Source organism: Mycobacterium sp. (assembly GCF_046330795.1).
GTDB lineage: Bacteria > Actinomycetota > Actinomycetes > Mycobacteriales > Mycobacteriaceae > Mycobacterium.
Genome location: NZ_JAXLSA010000001.1, coordinates 322,735 through 346,556, shown reverse-complemented (window position 1 = coordinate 346,556; position 23,822 = coordinate 322,735). Strand labels below are relative to the sequence as shown.

The 23,822-nt window shown below is 71.2% G+C and carries 20 protein-coding genes and 1 pseudogene; 9 read left to right on the top strand and 12 right to left on the bottom strand.

The annotated features are described in order from the left end of the window. The first annotated feature begins 54 nt into the window (after positions 1–54). The 3 genes from lon to U0R18_RS01675 all read left to right on the top strand — a co-directional run bounded on the left by lon (position 55) and on the right by U0R18_RS01675 (position 4,227). Entirely contained in the window at positions 55–2,421 is a 2,367-nt protein-coding gene (gene lon / locus U0R18_RS01685; RefSeq protein ID WP_526365303.1) for an endopeptidase La, read from the top strand. A gap of 207 nt (positions 2,422–2,628) precedes the next feature. After that, the gene (locus U0R18_RS01680) at positions 2,629–2,958 is read left to right on the top strand and encodes a TfoX/Sxy family protein (protein ID WP_526365301.1); all 330 of its coding nucleotides are present in this window, start codon (positions 2,629–2,631) and stop codon (positions 2,956–2,958) included. A 36-nt stretch (positions 2,959–2,994) separates the two neighbouring features. Next, positions 2,995–4,227: an NAD(P)/FAD-dependent oxidoreductase gene (locus U0R18_RS01675; protein ID WP_526365299.1), complete on the top strand. Its 1,233-nt coding sequence runs from the start codon at positions 2,995–2,997 to the stop codon at positions 4,225–4,227. Here U0R18_RS01675 and U0R18_RS01670 read toward each other — a convergent pair whose 3' ends face one another. From U0R18_RS01670 to U0R18_RS01655, 4 genes are all read right to left on the bottom strand, one after another. Then, entirely contained in the window at positions 4,228–6,174 is a 1,947-nt protein-coding gene (locus tag U0R18_RS01670; RefSeq protein ID WP_526365297.1) for an NAD-dependent epimerase/dehydratase family protein, read from the bottom strand. 143 nt (positions 6,175–6,317) lie between these two features. Then, positions 6,318–7,808, bottom strand: coding sequence for an acetyl-CoA acetyltransferase (locus U0R18_RS01665; protein ID WP_526365295.1), 1,491 nt, complete (start codon positions 7,806–7,808; stop codon positions 6,318–6,320). A 1-nt stretch (position 7,809) separates the two neighbouring features. Next, a complete protein-coding gene (locus tag U0R18_RS01660) occupies positions 7,810–9,243 on the bottom strand; it encodes an aldehyde dehydrogenase (protein WP_526365293.1) in 1,434 nt (477 codons plus the stop codon). Continuing rightward, positions 9,240–11,576 carry a CaiB/BaiF CoA transferase family protein gene (locus tag U0R18_RS01655; protein ID WP_526365291.1) on the bottom strand — a complete coding sequence of 779 codons (2,337 nt, stop codon included), beginning with the start codon at positions 11,574–11,576 and terminating at the stop codon, positions 9,240–9,242. The genes U0R18_RS01660 and U0R18_RS01655 overlap by 4 nt, the downstream gene beginning before the upstream one ends. 117 nt (positions 11,577–11,693) lie before the next feature. On the opposite strand from U0R18_RS01655, the gene U0R18_RS01650 reads away from it, so the two are divergent. Continuing rightward, positions 11,694–12,485: a CPBP family intramembrane glutamic endopeptidase gene (locus U0R18_RS01650; protein WP_526365289.1), complete on the top strand. Its 792-nt coding sequence runs from the start codon at positions 11,694–11,696 to the stop codon at positions 12,483–12,485. An 18-nt stretch (positions 12,486–12,503) separates the two neighbouring features. Here the strand turns inward: U0R18_RS01650 and U0R18_RS01645 are convergent, their stop codons facing one another. After that, positions 12,504–13,058 (bottom strand): CGNR zinc finger domain-containing protein, encoded by a 555-nt coding sequence (locus U0R18_RS01645; RefSeq protein WP_526365287.1) that lies wholly within the window; start codon positions 13,056–13,058, stop codon positions 12,504–12,506. 94 nt (positions 13,059–13,152) lie between these two features. Between U0R18_RS01645 and U0R18_RS01640 the strand changes: the two genes are divergently transcribed. Then, entirely contained in the window at positions 13,153–13,614 is a 462-nt protein-coding gene (locus U0R18_RS01640; protein ID WP_526365285.1) for a hypothetical protein, read from the top strand. A gap of 1 nt (position 13,615) precedes the next feature. Here the strand turns inward: U0R18_RS01640 and U0R18_RS01635 are convergent, their stop codons facing one another. After that, positions 13,616–14,623 (bottom strand): zinc-binding alcohol dehydrogenase family protein, encoded by a 1,008-nt coding sequence (locus U0R18_RS01635; protein ID WP_526365283.1) that lies wholly within the window; start codon positions 14,621–14,623, stop codon positions 13,616–13,618. 92 nt (positions 14,624–14,715) lie between these two features. Here U0R18_RS01635 and U0R18_RS01630 point away from each other — a divergent pair, with 92 nt between their 5' ends. Beyond that, positions 14,716–15,708, top strand: a complete 993-nt coding sequence (locus U0R18_RS01630) for a nitroreductase family protein (RefSeq protein WP_526365281.1) — start codon at positions 14,716–14,718, stop codon at positions 15,706–15,708. Positions 15,709–15,727: 19 nt separating this feature from the next. Here U0R18_RS01630 and U0R18_RS01625 read toward each other — a convergent pair. The 4 genes and pseudogenes from U0R18_RS01625 to U0R18_RS01610 form a co-directional block, all read right to left on the bottom strand. Next, positions 15,728–16,032 (bottom strand): annotated as a pseudogene (locus tag U0R18_RS01625) (GlsB/YeaQ/YmgE family stress response membrane protein). Positions 16,033–16,150: 118 nt separating this feature from the next. Beyond that, positions 16,151–17,200, bottom strand: coding sequence for an APA family fibronectin-binding glycoprotein (locus U0R18_RS01620; protein WP_526365279.1), 1,050 nt, complete (start codon positions 17,198–17,200; stop codon positions 16,151–16,153). A gap of 77 nt (positions 17,201–17,277) precedes the next feature. Then, positions 17,278–18,396 carry a sulfate/molybdate ABC transporter ATP-binding protein gene (locus tag U0R18_RS01615; protein ID WP_526365277.1) on the bottom strand — a complete coding sequence of 373 codons (1,119 nt, stop codon included), beginning with the start codon at positions 18,394–18,396 and terminating at the stop codon, positions 17,278–17,280. Then, positions 18,344–19,168 (bottom strand): ABC transporter permease, encoded by an 825-nt coding sequence (locus U0R18_RS01610; RefSeq protein ID WP_526367357.1) that lies wholly within the window; start codon positions 19,166–19,168, stop codon positions 18,344–18,346. The genes U0R18_RS01615 and U0R18_RS01610 overlap by 53 nt, the downstream gene beginning before the upstream one ends. Positions 19,169–19,357: 189 nt before the next feature. On the opposite strand from U0R18_RS01610, the gene U0R18_RS01605 reads away from it, so the two are divergent. The 3 genes from U0R18_RS01605 (at position 19,358) to ndh (ending at position 22,503) form a co-directional block, all read left to right on the top strand. Beyond that, positions 19,358–20,029, top strand: a complete 672-nt coding sequence (locus U0R18_RS01605) for an SDR family oxidoreductase (protein ID WP_526365275.1) — start codon at positions 19,358–19,360, stop codon at positions 20,027–20,029. 81 nt (positions 20,030–20,110) lie between these two features. Next, complete coding sequence (locus U0R18_RS01600; RefSeq protein WP_526365273.1) at positions 20,111–21,028, top strand: LLM class F420-dependent oxidoreductase; 918 nt, start codon at positions 20,111–20,113, stop codon at positions 21,026–21,028. Positions 21,029–21,132: 104 nt separating this feature from the next. Beyond that, positions 21,133–22,503 (top strand): type II NADH:quinone oxidoreductase Ndh, encoded by a 1,371-nt coding sequence (ndh, locus tag U0R18_RS01595; RefSeq protein ID WP_526365271.1) that lies wholly within the window; start codon positions 21,133–21,135, stop codon positions 22,501–22,503. Here the strand turns inward: ndh and U0R18_RS01590 are convergent. Together U0R18_RS01590 and ureG are read right to left on the bottom strand one after the other, a co-directional pair. Next, positions 22,500–23,132 (bottom strand): urease accessory protein UreD, encoded by a 633-nt coding sequence (locus U0R18_RS01590; protein WP_526365269.1) that lies wholly within the window; start codon positions 23,130–23,132, stop codon positions 22,500–22,502. The genes ndh and U0R18_RS01590 overlap by 4 nt on opposite strands. Beyond that, positions 23,132–23,821 (bottom strand): urease accessory protein UreG, encoded by a 690-nt coding sequence (gene ureG / locus U0R18_RS01585; RefSeq protein ID WP_526365267.1) that lies wholly within the window; start codon positions 23,819–23,821, stop codon positions 23,132–23,134. The genes U0R18_RS01590 and ureG overlap by 1 nt, the downstream gene beginning before the upstream one ends. Position 23,822 lies beyond the last annotated feature (1 nt).

The following is a 23,822-nucleotide window of genomic DNA, read 5'->3' as shown; positions in this document are numbered from 1 at the left end:
AACAAACCGGCCCGCGACAGGGTTGAGCGCAGCAGTATCAACTCTGGAGGTTTGATGGCCGACGCCATTTCCACACCACGTTCCCTGTCGTTGCCCGTCCTGTTCCTGGCCGATCCGATCGTGCTGCCCGGCATGGTGGTGCCGATCGAGCTCGACGACGCCGCGCAGGCGGCCGTTCAGGCCGCTCGCGCCGCGGCCCCGGACGGAGAACCCGGCCGGCTGCTGATCGCCCCGCACCTGGATGACCGTTATCCCACGCACGGCGTGATCGCGTCGATCGTGCAGGTCGGCCGCGTTGCCGGCGGCACCGGCAGCGCCGCCGTCGTGCGGGGCGAGAAGCGTGCGCACATCGGCGCCGGGACCACCGGCCCCGGCACGGCGCTGTGGGTCCTGGTGGACGAGGTCGAGGAGCTCGAAGCCACCGACGAAATCCGGTCCCTGGCCGCCGAGTACAAGAAACTGCTGCTGGCCCTGCTGCAACGTCGCGAGGCCTGGCAGATCGTCGACCACGTCAACGGGCTGACCGATCCGTCGGCGCTGGCCGACACGGCGGGTTATGCCTCGTACCTGACCGCCGAACAGAAGCGACAGCTCCTGGAGACCACGGATGTGGCGCAGCGGTTGCGCGTGCTCGTCGAATGGATGGGTGAACACCTGGCCGAGGTCGAGGTGAACGACAAGATCGCCGAGGACGTCCGGGCCGGCATGGACAAGCAGCAGAAGGAATTCCTGCTGCGCCAGCAGTTGGCCGCCATCCGCAAGGAGCTCGGCGAGCTGGGTCCCGACGGGACTGGAGAAGAGGATGACTACCGGTCCCGCATCGAGGCGGCCGACCTGCCCGAGAAGGTCCGCGAGGCCGCGCTGCGCGAGGTGGGCAAGCTGGAACGCGCCAGCGAGCAGAGTCCCGAGGGCGGCTGGATCCGGACCTGGCTGGACACCGTCCTGGACCTGCCGTGGAACACCACGACCGAGGACGCCACGGATCTGAGGCTCGCCAGAGAAGTCCTGGACGCCGACCATCACGGGCTCGAGGACGTCAAGGACCGCATCGTCGAATACCTGGCCGTCCGCAGCCGCCGCGCCCAGCGCGGGATGAGCGTGGTCGGTGGCCGCGGCTCGGGCGCCGTCATGGTGCTGGCCGGTCCCCCGGGTGTCGGCAAGACGTCGCTGGGTGAGTCGGTGGCGCGCGCCCTGGGCCGCAAGTTCGTCCGCGTCGCCCTCGGCGGCGTCCGGGACGAGGCCGAGATCCGCGGCCACCGGCGCACCTACGTCGGCGCCCTGCCGGGCCGGATCGTGCGGGCCATCGGCGAGGCCGGCTCGATGAATCCCGTTGTGCTGCTCGACGAGATCGACAAGGTGGGCTCGGACTACCGGGGCGACCCCAGTGCCGCGCTGCTCGAGGTGCTCGACCCGGCGCAGAACCATACGTTCCGCGACCACTACCTCGAACTCGACCTGGACCTGTCCGATGTGGTGTTCCTGGCGACGGCCAACGTGATCGAGAACATCCCGTCCGCGCTGTTGGACCGGATGGAGCTGATCCAGCTCGACGGCTACACCGAGGACGACAAGGTGGCCATCGCACGCGACTACCTGCTGCCCCGGCAGGCCGAGCGGGCCGCGCTCGGTGCCGACGAGGTGACCGTCACGGAGGCCGCGCTGCGCAAGATCGCCGCGGACTACACCCGCGAACCGGGGGTGCGGCAATTCGAGCGGCTGCTGGCCAAGGCGTTGCGCAAGGCCACCACCAAGCTGGCCGCCGACGACGGGATCACCGGCTTCACGATCGATGAGCCGGACCTCGTCGACTACCTGGGCCGGCCGCGGTTCACCCCGGAGTCGGCCGAACGCACCGCGGTGCCGGGTGTGGCCACCGGACTGGCCGTCACCGGCATGGGCGGCGACGTGCTCTACATCGAGGCGGGTTCGACCGACGGCGAGCCAGGACTGGTGTTGACCGGTCAGCTCGGCGACGTCATGAAGGAGTCCGCGCAGATCGCGCTGTCCTACGTGCGGTCGCACGCCGAGCAGCTGGGTGTCGACCCGAAGGCGCTGGACCGCAAGATCCACGTGCACGTGCCCGCGGGGGCGGTGCCCAAGGACGGTCCGTCCGCGGGCGTCACGATGGTGACCGCGCTGGTGTCGATGGCCACTGGGCGACAGGTCCGCTCGGATGTCGGGATGACCGGCGAGGTCACACTCAACGGCCGGGTGCTGCCGATCGGCGGGGTCAAGCAGAAGCTGCTGGCGGCCCAACGTGCCGGTCTGTCAACGGTTTTCATCCCGGTCCGCAACGAGCCCGACCTCGACGACGTGCCCGTCGAGGTGCTCGAGGCGCTCGACGTCCGGCCGATGACCGACGTCGCCGACATCGTCGCGCAGGCATTGGAGCCGGTTGCCGAGGTGACCGCCGCGGCCTGACCCGTGACGCGCCGAGTGTGAATCTGGTGCGAGAAACCGCCGGGAAACTCGCCAAGGATTCACACTCGGCGCACCCTAGACTCACGGTATGAGCCTCGAACGTGCCGTCGTGCACCGGGTACAGCGCTACGACACGCGGGTGCGGCTGATGGGCACCGACCCGGTGACCATCCGGATCGACCTGGCCTGAGCCGGCCCACGACTGAGATGTCCTACGACCACGACCTGGCCCATCGGATCCGGGAACTGCTCAGCGGCGCGCAGTTCACCGAGCGGGCGATGTTCGGCGGCCTGGCCTTCCTGATCGGCGGCAACATGGCCGTCTGCGTCAGCGGCCGGGGTGGCCTGATGGTTCGGGTGCCGGCGCAGGACACTGCCGCCCTGCTGGACCGCTCCCACGTCGAACCCATGGTGATGGGCGGGCGGGAGGTCCGGGGCTGGATCAGGGTCACCGACCAGGGCATCGGCACCAAACGGCAACTGCAGCCGTGGGTGCGCCGTGGCGTCGACCACGCCCGCAGCCTGCCCGCCAAATAGGGTTCAGAACCCGCCTGCGCGGGTACGCGAACAGGCATGTCCAGAAACCCCACATTCGTCATCGTCGGCGGCGGGCTGGCCGGTGCCCGGGCCGCAGAAGCGTTGCGCAACAATGATTTCGACGGCAATATCGTGCTGTTCTCGGCCGAGGACGCGTTACCCTACGAGCGACCGCCGTTGTCCAAGGACTTCCTGGCCGGCAAGAAGGCCGCCGAAGAGTTCACCGTGCACGGCAGCGCGTGGTACCGCGACCACGACGTCGAATTCCATCCCGGCACCGAGGTCGACGGCATCGACCGGGCGGCGAATGCCGTCACTCTGCCCGACGGGCAGGCGGTGGGCTACGACAAACTGCTGCTGGCCACCGGCTCGCGTTCGCGCCACCTGGACCTGCCCGGAGCCGGGGCCGACCGTGTCTACTATCTGCGCACGCTGGCCGACGCCGAGGCCATCGACGCCGCGCTGAGCGCCGGCGCACCGCTGGCCGTCGTCGGGGGCGGCTGGATCGGACTCGAGGTGGCCGCCACCGCACGCGGCCGCGATGTGCCGGTGACCGTCGTCGAGCCCACAGAACTGCCGCTGCTGGCCGCGCTCGGCCCCGAGATGGCGGCCGTGTTCGCCGACCTGCACCGCGAGCACGGGGTCGACCTACGGCTGAACACCGGTGCCACCGGGATCACCACCGACGGGCAGCGCGCCGTCGGCATCACGCTGGAGGACGGGACCGACGTCGCCGCCGATGCCGTGCTGGTGGCCGTCGGCGCGATCCCCAACGTCGAGATCGCCGAGGCGGCCGGGCTCCAGATGGCCCGGGGCGGCGTGGCGGTGGACGCGTCGTTGCGCACCAGCGATCCGGACATCTTCGCCGTCGGCGACATCGCCGCCGCGGAACATCCGTTGCTGGGCAAGCGAATTCGCACCGAGCACTGGGCCAACGCCCTCAACCAGCCGACCACGGCGGCCGCGGCGATGATGGGCCGCGACGCCGTCTACGACCAGCTGCCCTACTTCTTCACCGACCAGTACGACCTCGGCATGGAATACGTCGGGGACTCCGAGGGCTACCGGCGGCTGCTGACCCGCGGCGAGGTCGCCGGCCGGGAGTTCAGCGCATTCTGGCTCGACGCGGACGACCGCGTGCTGGCCGGGATGAACGTCAACGTCTGGGACGGCCTCGACGACATCAAGGACCTGGTGCGCTCGCGGGTTCCGGTGGACCCGGACCGGCTGGCCGACCCTGGCCAGCCGCTGGCCGGAATGCGGGCCTGATCAGGACGCCGCGTCGGCCAGGTCGGACGCCGCCAGCGGGCCGGCGGCCTCGGCGGCGGGATGCTCCGCCGGTGTCCACTGCCCGTCGATCACCTCGGGCAGGCTGAGCGCCTGCAGCCGCGCCATCTCGGCCCGGCGCCGCTCGACCAGTTCCCGATGATCCGGCGGTGTGGCGAGCAGTTCGAAGCGAGTCAGATAGCAGACGTCGTCGGCGTTGTCCATCACGTCGGCAGCCACCAGACGGGAACCCTTCTCGCGCAACAATATCCGGAGCTGATGGGTGGCGCGCACGGTGCTGTCCCAGGCCGTCTCGCGCGCCGACCGGGTGCGGGTGATACGCCGGCTGATCGGGTCGGACGGCGGACGGTCCGGTTCGACGGCGGGCAGCGCTTCCTCGGTGGCCGCGAGTTCGGCGGCCGCCAGCAGCAGGCCCGGATCGTCGGCGATGACGGGGTTGGCGAGCTCGGCCTCCCCCGGTCCACGGTGCCCGACCTCGCGCACCACCGCATCGAACGCAGCGGCGAAGTCCGGTCCCGCGGCACCCCGACGCAGCAAGCCCGCCAGCACCGCCGTATGCGCGGCCAGGTGCCCGGTGGACGTCATGCTCGCCGGCGGCGGAGTCAGCGACCCCGGCCGCCGGGACAGCCGGTTGAACGCGCCCTCGATGGACACCCCGAGAGCACTCAGCTCCCAACCGTCCTGGATCTGGTTGCACAGCAGCATCATTCGGGCGTCGATCCGGGCTTCGGACAGGGTGCCCAGCGTCTCGGCATCGCAAGCCGCCGCCGTCACCGCGGCGGCGTGGGCGTGACACCGGTCGGGGTAGCCGCGGGCGGTCCGCAGGACGCGCTGCGCGGTCGCGGCCCGGGGTTCGTACGCGTCGTGCACGGAGACCCCGGTGTAGACCCGGTGACCGAAGATCGCCGTGGCCCGCGCGCCCCACTCGGCAGCCAGGTCGGCCGGCATACCCAGCAACCCGGCGGTGGCGCGCTGCGCCGCCCGCATCGCGCCGACCTGAACGTCGAGGGTGATGGGCGTCAGCGGACCCGGCAGTGCGTCGGGCACCCCGGCGGCACTGAACAGCGGGTATCGGGCGTCGATCGGATAGTCGAACTCGCCGGCGGTCCCCTCGGGCGCGGCGGGGGAACCCGTCGCCGGGGCAGCGACGAGCGCCCGGCCGTCGTCGTCGCCCAACGGGCGGCCGGCCGGACCCCGGGCCGCGTCGGCAACGGCCTGGGCCGCCGTCCAGCCACATTCGAACTGCCAATCACGTTGCAGCGGAATGAGTCTGAAGACCGGGTCGGGAACCGTCCACAGCGGCGTGCCCCGCCGGACCGGTAGCCCCGCGAGCAGCCGGCGGGCCGACACGTAGGTGATCGACTCCGCCCCGGCCACGTCCAGTTCACCGGTGCGATCGCTGCCCACCGCGAGTGACAGGAACCGGCACAGATCGTCGACGTGGAGCAGGCGCACCGGCGTCGTCGTGTGGTGCCGGTCGCTCGCCAGGGTGGCCAGGGTGCGCCGCACCGCGAAGTCGTCGATGCGGCCGATCAGCGGGGCCAGCCGCACCACCAGGGTGGGTCCCCAGCTGGACCCGGCCAATTCCCGGGCCTGCCGGTAGAGCTCCGGATCGCCGCCCGCGTGGATCGGGACGATCAGCCGGGTGCCGGACCGGGCCGCCGCATCCGCCAACTGGAGCAGTCCGGTCAACTCGACCGATTCGGGCGCGGCCGGCTCCACCGGTGCCAGGTGGACCACCACGTCGGCGTCGTCGGTCAGCGCCGCGAGCCGGCCGGGATCCAGCGGGCGGTACGTCACCGTCACGCGGGGGTCGAGATCGCGGTGTGCTCTCAGGGCGACCCCGGTCACCCGATGCCCCGATGCCAGCAGATGTGCCGCCGTCAGGCGGCCCAGACCACTGGTGACACCGGTGATCAATATTCGCATTCTCGTTCCCCGATCCCTCACCGGAGAGAATATGCCCGTCGCCTGCCTGTTGCGGGGGTTCGGCGGGATTGCACGGAACCGCCGATCACGCCAGCACAGGACGCTATCGGGGACGCCGCGAAACTTTGCCGGCGGCGGCCGGATCAGATCAGTTCGGCGCTGCCGTCGGGCTGCACCCGGACCTTCGCGCCGGCCGGGTCCGCCGACTCGATCAGCGCCGCGGCGCCGTCCGGATCGGTGATCACGGCCAGTGCACGCGCCTCGGCCGGGGTGCGCACCGCCAGGAACGCCTTGTCCGGCCGGCCGTCCCGGTCGAATGACGCGGTCCACGACTCCAGCGTCCCGACACCGGCGAAGTCGGCGTCCTCGGCGCGGGTCGGTTCGCGGTCCACCAGGTCCTGGACGTCGGCCCACCGGAATCCGCCGGGCGGCGGGGTGGCGCTGTAGACGCCGAACGCGTGCTTGGTCAGATATCCGCCGTTGGCGGTGATCAGGCCCCGCGTGCCCGGCGCGGCGGCCAGCTGCTCGGCCATGGTGGCGATCGAGTGCATGACGTAGTTGTTCCACGGCCCGCCGGCGAAGGTGAGCCCGCCGGTGACCGTGAGGGGACGCGCCGGGTCGTCGGTCGGCACCCCGATCTCGTTGGCGGCCACCTGCACCGCCGACGGGAAGCAGGAATAGATGTCGATCAGGTCGACGTCACCGGCATCGAGTCCGGCCAGTTCGAGGGCCCGCTGCGCACCGATCCGGATGGCCGGGCTGCGGTGGTACTCCCAGCGTTCGGCGACCGCGTAGGTATCGTGCGCGTCGGTGCCCGACCACGGGAAGATCCAACGCTCCGAAGGGATCTGCAGATAGGTCGCCTTCTCCACCGAGGTCAGGATCAGCGCTGCGCCCTGGTCCACCATGTTGTTGGAGTTCAGCAGCTTGGTGTAGGGCCAGCTGATCATCCGGTTCTGCGGGCCGGCCGTGCCGATCTCGTCGGCACTGTAGGCCCGGTTGCTCCATGCATGCGGATTGCGCTGGGCCACCTCGTTGAACCGCGCCCACAGTTCCGCGATGCGCCGGCGATGGTCGTCGGGAGCCTCGCCGGCAGCCACCCGCAGCGCCTCCTCGAACAGCGGGTACACGTGCGAGGGCAGCGCCAGTTTGATGCGGTCCTGCGCCGGGCTGGACATGTCGACGGCGTCCTCGGCGCCCGGCGGCACCGCCACCGACTCGTCCTGCGACGTCCAGTTTGGCCGAATTCCGTTGGCCTTCTGCTGTTTACGGGTGCGCCAGGTCTCGGCACCGGCCAGCAGGACCACCTCGGCACGCCCGGCCATGATGTCCAGGCAGGCCTGGTTGACCAGGGTCTGCGGCACGTTGCCGCCGATGCCGGTGTAGCGGGTGCCGGGATCGCGGGCACCGATGAGCTCCCCGAGGGCCAGGCCCGGATCCCGGTAGCGCCAGGACAGCAGGTTGACCACCCGGATGGCATCGACGGCGGCGAGTACGCGCGGGTCGGCCGCGGCCCGGGCGGCCTGCGCCATCAACGCGACGGGCTCGACCGCGGCCGACGGGTCGGCGTGCTGGTTGACCTGGCCGTAGCCGACCAGGACGGGGGTGCGGGGATCCAAGGATGTGGCAGTCATGTCAGGCCTGTCCAGTGCGGTAGATGGATTTGGTGACGAGGTAGGCGTCCAGCCCCTCGGGGCCGAGCTCACGGCCCAGGCCACTGGCCTTGACCCCGCCGAACGGGGCCGCGATGTCGAGGTTGTAGGCGTTGATCCCGATGGTGCCGGTTTCCACGGCACGGGCGACGGCGGTGGCCCGGTCGGTGTCGGTGGACCACACGGTGCCCCCCAGGCCGAAGTCGCTGTCGTTGGCGATGCGCACCGCCTCGGCATCGTCGTCGTAGGGGATCACCGCCAGGACCGGGCCGAAGATCTCCTCGCGGGCGATCCGGTCGCTGTTCTTCACGTCGGCAAAGATCGTGGGTTCGACGAACCAGCCGCGCGGCCGGTCCTTCGGGATCGAGCCGCCCGCAACGAGTTTGGCGCCGTCGGCGGTCCCGGCCGCGATATGGCCCAGGATCCGCTCGCGCTGCTTCTCGCTGACGACGGGACCGATGTCGGTGGCGGGGTCCAGCGGGTCACCGACCACCAGGCCCTCGGCCAGCGCGGCCATGGCGTCCACCACCTCGTCGTAGCGTGCGCGCGGCGCCAGGATCCGCGAATTGAGATAGCAGGTCTGGCCGTTGTTGGCGAACGACTGCGTGCGCAACCCGGCCATGGTGATGTCCAGGTCGGCGTCGTCGAGGATGATGGCCGCCGATTTGCCACCCAGTTCGAGGGTCACCGGCCGCAGCAGCCGGCCGCAGGCCTCACCGATGATCCGGCCCGCGACGGTCGAACCGGTGAAGGAGACCTTGTCGACGCCCGGGTGACTCACCAGTTGTGCACCGGCGGCCGCCCCGCCGGCGACCACGTTGAGCACTCCCGGTGGCAGCCCGGCCTCCTCGGCCGCCTCGCCGAAGACCAGCGCGTCCAGCGCGGTCTCGGGTGAGGGCTTGAGGACGACGGGGCAGCCGGCGGCCAGCGCGGGCGCCAATTTGAACGCGGCCAGGGCCTGCGGGTAGTTCCACGGTGTGATGGCCGCGACCACCCCGACCGGCTCGCGGCGCACGATGGTGTGCCCGATCGCGCTCGGCCGGATCTCCTCGTCGGCCCTGGTGGTGATCAGGTCGGCGTAGTAGTTCAGCAGCAGCGCCGGGAAGGCGCCGTTGGCTCCGCGCGACAACGACATCGGCATGCCGTTCTCCCGCGTGACCAGCTCGTTGGTGTACTTGGCCCGCGCCTTCAGCGCGGTCGCCATCGCCCGCAGGACGCCCGCCCGCTCGGCCGCCGGGGTGGCCCGCCAGCCGGGCAGCGCGGCCCGGGCCGCGTCGACGGCCGCGTCGACGTCGGCCGGACCGGCCGAGGCGCCGTCGCCCAGGTGCTCGCCCGTCGCGGCCTCGAGCACGGGTTCGGCGTGGTCGGCGGGCCGGAACGCGCCGGCTATGAAGACCTGTGCGGGTGTCGAGATCATGTGCGGGTCCTCTCCGGGGTGGTGAACAGCACGCCCTCGGCCAACAGCCGGGTGGTGCGGGCGTCGTCGAATTCCAGGATGTCCCGGCAGATCTCGACGGTGTCCTGCCCGGGCACCGGCGCGGGCCGCTGCGGCGCGGGTCCGATGTGCCGGAAGGGCGCCGGGCCGGATTCGGCGGGCAGTGCACCCTCGATCATCGGGTGGGTCATCTGCTGATAGAGCCCACGCGCCGCCAGGTGCGCATCGGCGAGCACGTCCGGGCGCCGGTACATCGGCGCGGCGGCGACCCCGGCCCGCTGCAACTCCTCGGCCGCCGCGGCCGGGCTGCGCTGCGACGTCCACGCCTGCCAGTTGTCGGCCGAGCCGATCACGGCTCCGGCGGCGGCCCGGTCGGCCGGCCCGCGCAACGAGATGACGCACCATTCGTCGTCGCCGGCGCACGGGTACACGCCGTCGTTCTGGACAGCGGGGTCGACGTCCTCGAGCAGGTCGGGGTATTCGGCGCGGGCGTTGCGCGTGACGTAGAGCGTGTCGAGCTGGTTGATGCCGGCCTCGGCCTGGGAGACATGGATGCGCGCACCGTGCCCGGTGTGCACGCGCCGGATCAGGCCCGCCAGCGCACCGATCGCGGTGATCCGTGCGACCACGTGATCGGGGAACACCGTGGTGGCGTCGAAGAACGGATGCCGGCCGTCACCGGCGTCGGCGCCGGCCCACAGGCTGGTCACACCGGTGCTGGCGCGCACCAGCGGGCCGTACCCCAGCCGGTTGCTCCACGGTCCGGTGTCCCCGAACGCGCTGCTCTCGGCGAGCACCACCGCCGGGTTGATCTCCTGCAGCTTCTCGAATGAAAAACCTAGTCCGGCAAGGGTTCCCGGCTTGAAGTTGGCGAACACGGCATCGGACCGGCCGACCAGATCGGCGAACACCGCGACGCCGTCGGCGCTGCGCAACTCGAGGCCCAGCGCCAGGTTGTTCCGGTGTGTCCAGGCGAACGACTCGCTCATCACCTGGCCGGGCCGGGTCTGCCGCAGGCCGTCGGGGAACTGGGTGCTCTCCACCTTGATCACCTCGGCGCCCAGATCGCCGAACAGCCGGCTGAGTTCGCCGCCGGCGACGATGATGCCGAGGTCGACGATCCGCACCCCGGTGAACGGCAGCGGCGGATTGTCGGCCGGCGGGTCCGGTTGCGCCGCTCGGGGCCACTCGGGCAGGTCGGCACCGGGCGCCGGGGCGGGCGTGCGGAACCCGGCCCGCCGCCCGTCGACGTTGTAGTACCCGACCGGCACCTCGGTGCGCACCCCAGGCACCAGTTCGGCGTCCGTCAGCGCTCCGACGGTGCGGAAATGCTCGGCGTGCAGCACCTGTGCGGGCTCGAGCACCGCGGCGATCGGCACGCCGTACGCCTGCCCCTCGGCGGCCAGCTCGTCCATCGTGCGGTCGGCGAACTGCGCGGCCAGCAGCGCGCCGATCTCGCCCCACGCCGCGAACCGCTGGCCGACGGCGTCGAACCTGGGGTCCTGGTAGGCCTCGGGCTCCCCCATCCAGGCGCGCAGCCCGTGCCACTGCCGCGGTGCCATCACGGTCAGCCGGACATAGCCGTCCCGGCAGGCGATGATCGGATACGGATCCTGACTGCGCGGACGGCCGCGCCACGCGTCGGGACGCTGCGCGTTGGCCGCCTGCCCCATCGATCCGAACGGGGGATCCAGTGCCAGCAAGACGGCCTCGTACCGCGAGAAGTCGATGTAATCACCACGGCCACAACGCAATCGGTGATAGTAGGCCACCAGCACGGCCCAGGTGGCCTGCACGGCGGCGGTGGCCGAAGCGATGCCGTCCGGCGGCAGCACCGGGGCGCCCGTCGGCGGGCCGGACCGTGACAGTGCGGACGACAACGCGTAGAGCACAGCGTCGGTGGCCCGCCAGTGCGCCCGCGGACCCGACGTCCCGAAGTCGGTGACCGACAGCACGACGAGGTGCTCGAAGCGGTCGGCGAGGTCGGCGGCCGACGAACCGAAGGCGGCGGCGAAACCCGGCAGGCCGGAGTCGATGAGCACGTCGGCGCCGGCCAGCAGATCGAACAGTCGGACGCGGTCGACGTCGGACTCCGGATCGAGCACCGTGGCGCGCTTGTTCGCGTTGTGCAGCGCGAACGCCACCCCGGTGCCGGCCAGTCGCGGCAGGGTCGCGCGGGCCGGACTGCCGCCGGGCGCCTCGACCTTGAGGACGTCGGCGCCCAGGTCGGCCAGGATCCGGGCCACCGCGTCGCCGTCGCCGCGGGAGAGGTCGACCACGCGTAGCGATTCCAGCAGCGCTGCGCGCTCGGCCATACGGAGTGCCTCCACCTGTCCCCGACGATTGACCGGTCAAGGATAACCACAGAACTCACTCAACCGGTTGGTAGGGTCGGCAAGGCAGCCGTCGGCGCCCGGTACGCTGGGGGGGTTATGTCCGACGCCGCCGCCATCTCCGTATGTGAGCCCCACGCCTGGGATGCTCCCACCCACCACCCGCTGGTGGGCCAATTGGCGGCGCTGCACCACTTCCGGGTGTACGTCGACATCGCGATCGTGGTGGTCATGCTCGCCCTGACCAACCTGGTGGCGCACTTCACCACTCCGTGGGCCAACGTGGTGGTCGTCCCGGCCGCCGCTGTCGCCCTGGTGCTACTGGTGCGCTCCCGCGGGCTGGGCTGGGCCGAACTCGGACTGGGCCGCGAGCACTGGCGGACCGGAGCCGGGTACGCGCTGGTGGCCTTCGCCGTCGTCGGCTCGGTGATCGCGATCGGCGCACTGCTGCCGTGGACCCGGCCGATGTTCCTGAACAACCACTACGCCACCGTGTCGGGCGCGCTGCTCGCCTCGATGGTGATCATCCCGCTGCAAACCGTCATCCCCGAGGAACTGGCCTTCCGGGGCGTTTTGCACGGCGCCCTGGACCGGGCCTGGGGATTCCGCGGCGTCGCGGCCGCCGGCTCGCTGCTGTTCGGGCTCTGGCACATCGCCACCTCGCTGGGCCTGACGGCCGGCAATGTCGGTTTCACCCGGATCCTCGGGGGCGGGATGTTCGGAATGATCGCGGGCGTCGTCGGCGCCGTGATCGCCACCGCCGCCGCCGGATTCGTGTTCACCTGGTTGCGCCGCCGCAGCGGCAGCCTGATCGCACCGATCGCGCTGCACTGGTCACTCAACGGGCTGGGCGCCCTGGCCGCCGCCCTGGTCTGGCACCTTTCCAACTAGCTTCCGCCCCCGACGCGGCTAGCTCTTCCTCCGCGCGCGGAATTCACGGTTCTTGAGCTTGTTGCCACAGGTCGACATCTCGCACCAGGTGCCGCCGTGGTTGCGGGACCGGTCGTAGAACGCCCACCGGCACTCATCGTTGGCACAGGCCTTCAGGTGTCCCCAGCTGCCGTCGTCCTGTGCGTCCTTGACGATCAACAGCAGCCCGAACAGCCGGTCGGTCACCGTGTCGCCGTCGGGCGCCAGGGTGATGCGGCCGTCGGCACCCAGGCTGGCCACGGCCCGGCCGGCACCCGCCAGGCGGGTGAGTGCGCCGTCCGCGGGGGGGCCGCCGGTGTTGTGGATGATCAACGCGCGCAATGCTTCCCGCACCTCGATGACGGTGCGCCGGTCCGGTTCGGTGAGTTGTTCGCCGGGCGACAGCAGCCCGTTCTCGGTCAGCCATGGCGCGGCGTGCGCGGGATCGGCGAGACGGTCCTGGTGGGATTCCCGATCCAGGGTGTTGACCAGGGCCTGGATCAGTCGTAGCCGCCCGGGTGCGGGCTTGGACTCGTGGTCGTCGTACCACTCCATGCCGGTAGCCTACGTGACATGACTGTTGAATGCGATTGACTGGTCATGAATAACCGGTATAGCGTATTTGAAGGTCACGACTTTGGGAGACGCCATGCGAACCGCCTCGATCGCCACGCACCTGCGCCTGGATGCCGTACCCCAGCCGGCCGGCTGGACCGTGCGACTGCGGGCCCGGTGGCGGGCCGGCCGATATGACCGCGACCTGGACCGTGGCGTGACGGTGCTTCCCGGTAGCCCGCTGGCGCTGCACGCCGCCCGGATCGTCGGACCGGCCGAACGGCGGCGTCTGGCCGACGGCCTGCGGACCGTTCTCGTCGGGACCCGTGTTCACAACATCAGTACTTCACGACGAGTTCCGTTGCAGCACAACGCTATTATCGCCGATTCGGCCTTGATCGATCAGATCCTGCAGCGCCTCGACCGCACCGGGCGCGTACGCCCCCGCGGTGTCGCCCGGCTCAGGTTGCTGCTCGGCGACGCGGCGGGGCCCCTCTATGCGACCGGCAGGGGGAGCCTGCCCGCACAACTGCGGGGCGTGATCGCGGCGATCTGACTCACGGCGAGAGCACCGCCGCTCCCGAGATCCGGCCCGCCGCCAGGTCGGTCAGGGCGCGGTCGGCGTCGGCCAGCGAATAGGGCTGCGTCGTGACCGCCAGATGGTGCCGGCCGGCGAACTCGAGGAAATCGCGGGCGTCGGCCCGGGTGTTCGACGTCACCGAGCGGACCTGCCGCTCCTGGAACAGATGACGCTGGTAGTTCAGCGGACCCACATCGCTCAGATGGATCCCGGCGATGGCCAGCGTGCCACCGCGATCCAGTGCCTCCAGTGCCGGCGCCACCAGGTCGCCGACGGGCGCGAACAGGATCGCCGAATCCAGGGCCACCGGAGGCGGATCGGCGGCGCCCTGGGCAGAGGCGGCCCCGAGCGCCAGCGCCAGCTCGCGGTCGGCCGCCCCGCGCGTCATCACATGCACCTCCGCACCCTCCGCCAACGCCACCTGAGCGGTGATGTGCGCGCTGCCGCCGAAACCGTAGAGCCCCAGCCGGCCGCCGGCCGGCAGCGCCGCGCGGCGCAGGGACCGGAAGCCGATGATGCCCGCGCACAGCAGCGGCGCGAGTTCGGCATCGCTGTATCCGTCGGGCAGCTGATGTGCGAAAGCCGCTGGAACCGTAGTAAATTCGGCGTATCCACCGTCGGCGTCCCAGCCCGTGTAGCGCGACCCCGGACACAGGTTCTCCCGTCCGGCCGCGCAGTAGCGGCATTGGCCGCAGGTGTGCCGCAGCCAGGCGACGCCGACCCGGTCCCCGACCCCGAACCCGCAGTCGGGGCCGAGGCCGTCGCCCAGTCGGACCACCTCCCCCACCACCTCATGGCCCGGGACGACGTCGGCGCGGTGCACCGGCAGATCACCTTCGGACACATGCAGATCGGTCCGGCACACCCCGCAGGCCCGCACCGCCACCAGGAGCTCGTCGGGTGCCGGCTCGGGCACCGGCACCGTCGCTCGCCGCAACGGCGCGGTCACCATCGGACCCGGTCTGGCCACCTGCCACGCGAACATGGTTGGACCATAAGCGGCCAAAGGGACCAACGGCCCGGGATCGGGGTCCTTTGCGCCGACGGCGATCCCGGCGCTGGTGCCAGAGTTGATCCATGGAGAGCGGATTTCCCGACGACGAAACGATCCGGGCCGCGCTGGCGCTGGCGGTCCGGGCTCCGTCGATCCACAATTCCCAGCCGTGGCGGTGGCGCGTCGGCGAGCGCACCGTGCACCTCTACGCCGACGCCGAACGGCAACTCGCGCGCGCCGATCCGGCCCGGCGCGAGCTGATCCTGAGCTGTGGCGTGGCGCTGCAACACTTCTCGGTGGCCCTGGCCGCCCTCGGCTGGCAGGCGCACATCCACCGGTTGCCCAACCCGGCCGACCCCGACCACCTGGCCAGCATCGAGCTGCTGCCCTCCACCGGCACCGAGCAGGACATCGCGCTCGCGTCGGCGATCCCCCGCCGCCGGACCGACCGGCGCTGGTACAGCTCATGGCCGGTGCCCGCCGGCGACATCGCGCAGATGGCCGCCCGGGCCGCGCGCAGCGGTGTCGCACTGCGCCGGGTCGACGACCTGAGGCAACTGAGCGCGGTGCTCGCGACGGCCACCCACCAACACGCCGAAGACGCCGAATACCTGGCCGAACTGGCCCGGTGGAGCGGCCGCTACGGGTCGCTCGCCGGGGTGCCGGCGCGGAACACCCCCGCCCCGTCGCACGGTCCCGTCCCCGGCCGCGCGTTCGCCAGCCCGGCACTGCCCCAGCCCCGCGGCGCCGAATCCCGTAACGATGCCGGCGTCGTGCTGGTACTGGGAACCAGCACCGACGACCACATCTCGCTGCTGCGGGCCGGCGAGGCCACCGGCGTGGTGTTGTTGACGGCGACGGCGCTGGGGCTGGCCAGCTGTCCGCTGACGGAGCCCCTGGAGATCGCCGGCACCCGCGAGACCGTTCGGTCGCTGGCGCTCGACGGCGACGGTTTCCCGCAGATGCTGTTGCGGATCGGCTGGGCCCCGCTCAATGCCGACCCACTGCCGGCGACGCCCCGCCGGCCGCTGTCCGAGGTGGTCCAGCGACTCGACGGGGCGTCGATCAGCTTGTGAGAGGCGGGATCTGGTGCGATCAGGCCTTACGAACCAGACCGACCAGCCAGAGCAGGATCACCGACCCCAGCACCGCGGTGAACAGCGTGAACCACCAGCCGCCCCCTGCCGTGTTGAGGAAGAAGCTCAGCAGGAACCCGCCGATGAGGGCGCCGACCACGCCGATCACGATGTTCATCAGGATGCCGTCCCCGCCGCCACGGACGATCTTGCCGGCGATCCACCGGCGATGGCGCCGATGATGATGTAGCCGATCCAGCCCACGCTCGTCAGGGTCGACGACCGGGCCAGGATCTCGGTGGCGGCTTGATACACGGTGTCCATCTGGACCTCCTAGCTCGAGTCCAGCCAGGCAGCCGGACCTGTGCAGTCAGATATACCCGCTATCGGTAACGATTCGACCCGTCAATTGGGAACAATCCGCGGCACGGCCCGAAACCGGCTACTGCGGCATCATCCCCGGCGCGTTCTCCGGTGCCACGGGCACCGGGACGCCGACGGGCGCGTGGCCCGGCTCGGCGGGTGCCGGCGCCGGCGCGTTCGGATCGACCGGACCCGGGGCCGGGGCTTCCGGAGCCGGGGGCGGCGTAAAGGGCCGAATCGAATTGGCAAGCGCCACTGCGGCATTGGTGTCGATCGGGCTCTTCGAGGTACCCAGCCACACCACGAACCACCGCTCGTTGCGCTGACCGCGCGGCGCATTGACGCCGGCGTTGCCGACCACCCCGGCCCAGATCTGGCCGTTGGGCTTGGTGGTGTCGGTGAATTTGACCTCGTAGGAGGACGCCGAACCGGTCAGGCCGTTCGCGTTGAGCGGGAAGGTCTGCTGGTTGACGCGGGTGCCCGGATAGGGCATGAAGAATTCGCCCATGTCGGACGCGAGCCGGACCGCGGCCTTGGCGTTGTCGGGCTCGGCGCCCGCGAACAGCTTCAGGTCGAGGCGGCCGAGCAGAATGCTGGTGTCGGTCGCGACCGGTGCCGGCTGCCCGGCGACGGCGGGTCCGGTCTCCTTGGACAGCAGCGCCTGGCCGTAGTTGAGCTTGCTGGCGTCGCCGACGACCCAGCCGGGGGGCAGCACGTAGCTGAACCCGCCGACGGCGTTGTCGACCCGGCCCAATTCCGGCGCCGGAGCGGGAGCGGGAGCGTTCGGATCGGCCGGAGCAGGAGCCGGAGCATTCGGGTCGGCGGGCGCCGGCGCAGGGGCGTTCGGATCGGCCGGAGCCGGCGCGGGGGCCGGAGCATTGGGGTCCGCCGGAGCGGGAGCCGGCGCGGGGGCATTCGGGTCCGCGGGAGCGGGGGCCGGGGCCGGAGCGGGGACGGGGGCGTTCGGGTCCGCCGGCGCGGGGGCCGGAGCGGGCGACGGTGCGACGGGGTCAGCATTGGCGATCGTCGCCGGGAAGGCCATGCCGGCTGCGGTCAACCCGGACACCGCGGCCACCGCCAGCGACGTCCAGATGCCCCGCGCGCGAATTCTGGGGGTCGGATCATCCATGGCCACGAACCTATTTGTGTTACAGCCGTGACGCAAGTGTGCAGTGCATACGGTGTGTTTCCGGCCGTTCCGCGACCTCAGCGTGCATGCAGCGTCACCTCCTGGGCCTTGACGGCGAACCACACCGCCGAGCCCGCCGTCAGCACGAGGTCGGCCGCCGCGTCCGGGGTCACGTCGGCCGCGATACCCGGCAGGCCGCCCGCGCCGGGCGCCGACCGAACCCGGATCGCGGCGCCGTGGGAGTCCAGCTCCGCGATCCGCGCCGCCACGACGTTGCGGGGACTGCCCTTGGGCGGCTCGCCGAACACCGCGACCGCGGCCGGGGTGAACACGGCGACGGCCGCGGCGCCGGCCGCCAGCGGTTCGGCGGCCACCCCGTGCCAGCGCTCCCCGGCCGAGGTGCACAGCACGCCGTCGGACTCGATCGTTCCGGCCACCAGGTTCAGCCCGGCCAATCGTGCCGCGAACGCGCTGCGCGGCGCCGACAACACCGCGGCCGTCGGCCCGGCCTCGGCCACCCGCCCGTCCGCGAGCACGACCACCTGGTCGGCCAGGGTCACCGCGTCGAGCACATCGTGGGTCACCAGCACCGCCGACCGGTTGCCGCTCAGCACCCGTCGCAGCACACCGCGCATCGCGGTCGCAACCTGTACGTCCAGGCCGGCCATGGGCTCGTCGAGCAGCAACACCTCGGGTTCGGCCGCCAGGGCGCGGGCCAGGGCCACGCGCTGCGCCTGGCCGCCGGACAGCTCCCGGGGCCGGCGATCGGCCAGATCGTCCGCGCCGACCTCCCGCAACCAGCGCAGGGCGTGCGCACGCGCCGCGCGGCGCCCGGTCCCGCCATTCCGGGCCGCGAACGCCACGTTGGCGGTGACGTCCAGGTGCGGGAAGAGCAGCGCCTCCTGCAGGAGCAGGGCGATCCGCCGGGCGTGGGTGGGCACGTCGACGCCGGCGGCGGTATCCGTGAGCACCCGGTCGCCCAGGCGCACCAACGCCGTCTCCGGGCGGACCAGCCCGGCGATCACGTGCAGGGCGGTCGACTTGCCCGCACCGTTGGCGCCGAGCAGCGCCACCACGGCGCTGGCCGGCACCGTGAACTCCAGGTCGATCCCGCGCCGCGGCACCGACGCCGAGACGAACAGCTCACCCGACACCACGACCACCCAGCCGCCGCGCGCCGAGACCCAGGACCACAACCGCCGCCACGGCCACCAACAGCATCGACAGCGCCACCGCGGCGTCGGCATCGGTCTCGCGCTGCAGGTAGATCTCCAGCGGCAGGGTTCGGGTGACGCCCTCCCGCGATCCGGCGAAGGTCAGCGTCGCCCCGAACTCACCCAGTGACCGGGCGAAGGCCAGCACGGCACCGGAGGCCAGGCCGGGCAGCAGCAGCGGCACGGTCACCCGCCACCACACCCGACTCGGGCGGGCACCCAGCGTCGCGGCCACCGTCTCGTAGTCCTGCCCGGAGGTGCGCGCGGCCCCTTCCAGGGCGATCACCAGGAACGGCAGCGATACGAAGGCCTGGGCCAGGATCACCGCGGTGGTGCTGAACGCGATCCGGATGCCGACGGCCTCCAGGTACTGGCCGATGAGCCCGAGCCGGCCGAAGGTGTAGAGCAGGGCGATCCCGCCCACCACGGGCGGCAGTACCAGCGGCAGCAGGATCAGCGACCGCAGCCAGAACACCGGCCGGGCCTGGCTGCGGGCCAGCACGAGTGCCATCGGCACGCCCAGCAGCACGCACAGGACGGTGCTGGCCAGCGACGTCCGCAGGCTCAGGAGCAGTGCGGTGGTGGACGACGGACTGGTGATCAGCGACCAGAAGTGCGGCCAGTCGACCCGCACGGCGATGGCCACCAGCGGCAGCACCACGAACGTCGCGCCCAGCGCCGCGGGGACGTAGACCCAGCCCGGCAGCGCCGTCCGCGGAACGTTGCGACCGCCGGAGGTACGACGCACGCCCATGACCCTACGGCCCACCGGGAGCTTCCCGCGAGTTTCCGGCAATCGCTACTGTCCAGTAACATGTGCGTTTCAGCGCCAATTCGATCCGGCGCCATTGCGCGGCGATCACCGGCGCGGACCCGCTGATGTGCCACGATTCAGTGGCGGGGCGGTCATGGCGTTCAACGACGAACACAGGAGGTCACTGCGATGGAGGTGTTGGTCACCGGCGGCGATACCGAGCTCGGGCGATCGATCGCCGAGAGGTTCCGCGACGCCGGACATCGGGTCGTGGTCAGCGGCGCCCGCCGCGACGAACTCGAGGTCACGGCCAAGGAACTCGACGTCGACGCGATCGTCGTCGACAATTCCGATCCCGCAGCGCTCGCCCAGGCCCGCGCACAGTTCCCCGCCCACCTCGACACCATCGTCAACGTGCCGGCACCGCGCTGGACCGACGGCGACCCGCGCGCGTTCACGCCCGCGCAGACGGCGGCGGCCTGGCGTAACGCCCTGGACGCGGCCGTGCTGGCGCCGGTGCTGACCGTCCAGGCGATCGGTGACCACCTGCGCTCCGGCGGAGCGGTGATCTCGGTGGTTCCCGAGAACCCGCGGCTGGGCAGCGCCGAGGCCGCGGTCAAGGCCGCACTGTCCGACTGGACCGGCGGGCAGGCCGACCGCTTCGGGACCCGCGGCATCACCGTCAACGTGGTGGCCGTCGGGCACGGGGTGGAGCCCGGCTACCCGGGTCTGAATGGAGCCGAGCCGGCGGTGGCCGCCGAGATCGCGCGGATGGCGTTGTTCTTGACCACCCCGGCGGCCCGGCACATCAACGGCCAGACACTTCACGTCAGCGCCGGCGCGATGGCCCACTTCGGCTGAGTTTTATTCCCCGTTCCGGAACCTTGCGCGAGGGGCGAAACCCGGCCCGCCGGGACCGCAGCCCTGGCTAGGGTCGATCGGGTGAGCATCAAACTCGGCTACCAGATCCCGAACTTCAGCTACGGCACCGGCGTCGAACGCCTCTTCCCCACCGTCATCGAACAGGCCCGGGAGGCCGAAGCGGCCGGCTTCGACGCCGTGTTCGTGATGGACCACTTCTATCAACTGCCGGGCCTGGGCACCCCCGACCAACCCATGCTCGAGGCCTATACCGCCCTGGGCGCGCTGGCCACCGCCACCGAGCGGGTGCAGCTGGGCACGCTGGTCACGGGCAACACCTACCGGAACCCGACGCTGCTGGCCAAGGCCGTCACCACACTCGACGTGGTCAGCGCCGGACGCGCGATCCTGGGGCTGGGCGCGGGCTGGTTCGAGCTCGAGCACGATCAACTGGGCTTCGACTTCGGTACCTTCACCGAGCGCTTCGACAAGCTCACCGAGGCGCTGGACATCATCCTGCCGATGCTCGCCGGCGAGCGGCCCACCGTGACCGGGAAGTACTACCGGACCGACCAGGCGATGGCGAATCCGCGCTACCGCGAACACATCCCGCTGATGATCGGCGGCAGCGGGGAGAAGAAGACCATCCCGCTGGCGGCCCGGCATTTCGATCACCTGAACATCATCGCCGGGCTCGATGAGCTGCCGGGCAAGCTGGATGTCGTCCGGGCCCGCTGCGAGGACGTCGACCGGGACCCGGCCACCCTGGAGACAAGCACTCTGATCACCGTCATCGTCGACGAGAACGCGACCACCGACCAGCTACCCGAGGCGTTTCGCAGCCGGGCCGCCGTCGGCACGCCCGCTGCCGTCGCCGAACAGATCCGGACCAAGGTGTTCGACGTCGGCCTGGACGGCGTCATCTTCAACATGCCGGTCTACGTGCCGGGTGCGATCGCCGCGGTCGCCGAGGCCCTGCGGCCCGTGCTGCCCACCTGACAACGGCGGGGTGGTTGATTTCACGCGGACCGATGCGCCCCTGCGCCCGTTGTTGGCTACGGTTGAGGGTGTACTCGCAGAGCCCACGATCGAGGAGCGAAAAGGTGAGCCACCCCGGAGCCACCGCGTCGGAGCGCCACAAGGTCGTCATCATCGGCTCGGGCTTCGGTGGTCTGACCGCCGCGCAGAAGCTCAAGCACGCCGACGTTGACGTCAAGCTGATCGCCAAGACCACCCACCATCTGTTCCAGCCGCTGCTCTACCAGGTCGCGACGGGCATCCTGTCCGAGGGTGAGATCGCCCCGCCCACCCGGATCATCCTGCGCAACCAGCGCAACGCGCAGGTGGTGCTCGGCGAGGTCACGCACATCGACCTGGCGAAGCAGACCGTCGACTCGGTCCTGCTGGGCCACACCTACCGAACCCCGTACGACAGCCTGATCATCGCCGCCGGCGCCGGCCAGTCGTACTTCGGCAACGACCACTTCGCCGAGTGGGCCCCCGGCATGAAGACCATCGACGACGCACTCGAGTTGCGGGGCCGGATCCTGGGCGCCTTCGAACAGGCCGAGCGGTCCAGCGATCCGGTGCGCCGGGAGAAGCTACTGACCTTCGTGGTGGTCGGAGCCGGACCCACGGGTGTCGAGATGGCCGGGCAGATCGCCGAACTCTCCGATCACACCCTCAAGGGCGCGTTCCGCCATATCGATTCGACCCAGGCTCGAATCGTCCTCATCGAGGGCGCCGACGCGGTGCTGCCGCCCATGGGCCCGAATCTGGGCATGAAGGCACAGCGCCGGCTGGAGAAGATGGGCGTCGAGATCCAGCTCGGCGCCATGGTCACCGACGTCGATCGCAACGGCCTGACCGTGAAGTACAAGGACGGGTCCACCGCACGCATCGAATCGGCCACCAAGGTGTGGTCGGCCGGTGTGTCGGCCAGCCCGCTGGGCAAGGACCTGGCGGCCCAGTCCGGTGTCGAGCTCGACCGCGCCGGCCGGGTCAAGGTCCTGCCCGACCTGACCATCCCGGGCAATCCCCACGTGTGGGTGGTCGGCGACATGATGGCGGTCGACGGTGTGCCCGGGCAGGCGCAGGGCGCCATCCAGGGCGCCAAGTACGCGGCCAACCTCATCAAGGCGGAGCTGAAGGGCGCCGGCACCGGCACCCGCGCGCCGTTCAAGTACTTCGACAAGGGTTCGATGGCCACGGTGTCCAAGCACTCGGCGGTGGCCAAGGTCGGCAAGCTCGAGTTCGGCGGCTACATCGCCTGGCTGGCGTGGCTGTTCCTGCACCTGATCTACCTGGTCGGGTTCCGCACCAAGATCGCCACGCTGCTGTCCTGGGCCAACACGTTCCTGTCGCGGGCCCGCGGCCAGCTGACCATCACCGAGCAGCAGGCGTATGCCCGCACCCGCATCGAGCAGCTCGAGGAGATCGCGGCGACGGTCGAGGACGACCGGGCGGTGAGTTAGGCCGGCAGCCGCTCACCCTGCCAGGTGGCCAGCGCTCCCCCGCCGGCCAGCTCCAGCACCGTACCGGGATGATCGAAAGTTGTTTCCGGATAGCGTAATTCGCTGATGCACGCCCGCGGCGCCCCGAGTGCGTCGTCGGCCGGTGTGCCCGCGCCCAGCTCGATGCGGTGCCGCAGCAATGGCTGGTCCTTGACGTCGACGCGCAGTGACCCCGACCAGCGGCCCCCGTCCTCACCGCTGCGGCCGATCTGCACGCGTTCGCGCAGCCGCAGCTCGCCCGCGGCCTCGACCGCGGCGACCACGACGGATTCGTGCACGGCGTCGGCGGCCACCACCGTGGGTTCCAGGTCGACCTCCAGCACCCCGGCCACCTCGAACGCGAACGCCGAGCGCGAGACCGCGCTGTGCGCACCGGGCAGCACCACCGTGGCCGCGACGGAACACAGCCGCAGCCGGGCACCGGCGGGCACCACCACGCGCACGCTGAGGGTGTCCCCGCCCAGCGGGGTGGCCGCCGCCGACACCAGGTGCACGGTGTCGGGCAGGGTGGCGCGGGCGGCCAGCCCGCCGTGGCACTCCAGGCGTGGCCGCCGGCCGGGCTGCGCGACGACGAGTATCCGTGAGTGCATCAGACCTCTTGGGCGACCCGCAGTTGTTCGCGCACCCAGTCGAGCACCGCCGCCGCCGTGGGATCGGTGGTGAGGCTGATCAGCACGAAGGGCCGCGGCCCGCGGACCGCGCCCGCGTCGCGGCGCATGACGTCCAGGTCAGCGCCCACCATCGGGGCCAGGTCGGTCTTGTTGATCACCAGCAGGTCCGAGAACGTCACCCCGGGGCCGCCCTTGCGCGGCACCTTGTCGCCGCCGGCCACGTCGACGACGAAGATCTGGGCGTCCACCAGTCCGGACGAGAACGTGGCGGTCAGGTTGTCCCCGCCCGACTCCACCAGGATCAGGTCCAGGTCGTCGTGCCCGGCGATCAGGTCATCGATCGCATCCAGATTGGCGGTGATGTCGTCGCGGATCGCGGTGTGCGGGCAGCCGCCGGTCTGGACCGCGGCGATCCGGTCGTCGGGCAGAACGGCGTTGCGGCGCAGGAAGTCCGCGTCCTCGGTGGTGTAGATGTCGTTGGTCAGCACCGCCACCGACAGCTCGTCGCGCAGCATCCGGCACAGCGCCGCCACCAGTGCGGTCTTGCCCGAGCCCACGGGGCCGCCGACGCCGATCCGCAGCGGTTCCCCGGGCTGCCGTTCGCGGCGCGGCCGGTGCGGGTGGGCGTGTGGCGCGCCGTCTGCGTGTCCATCGAAATGCGGTGGCATA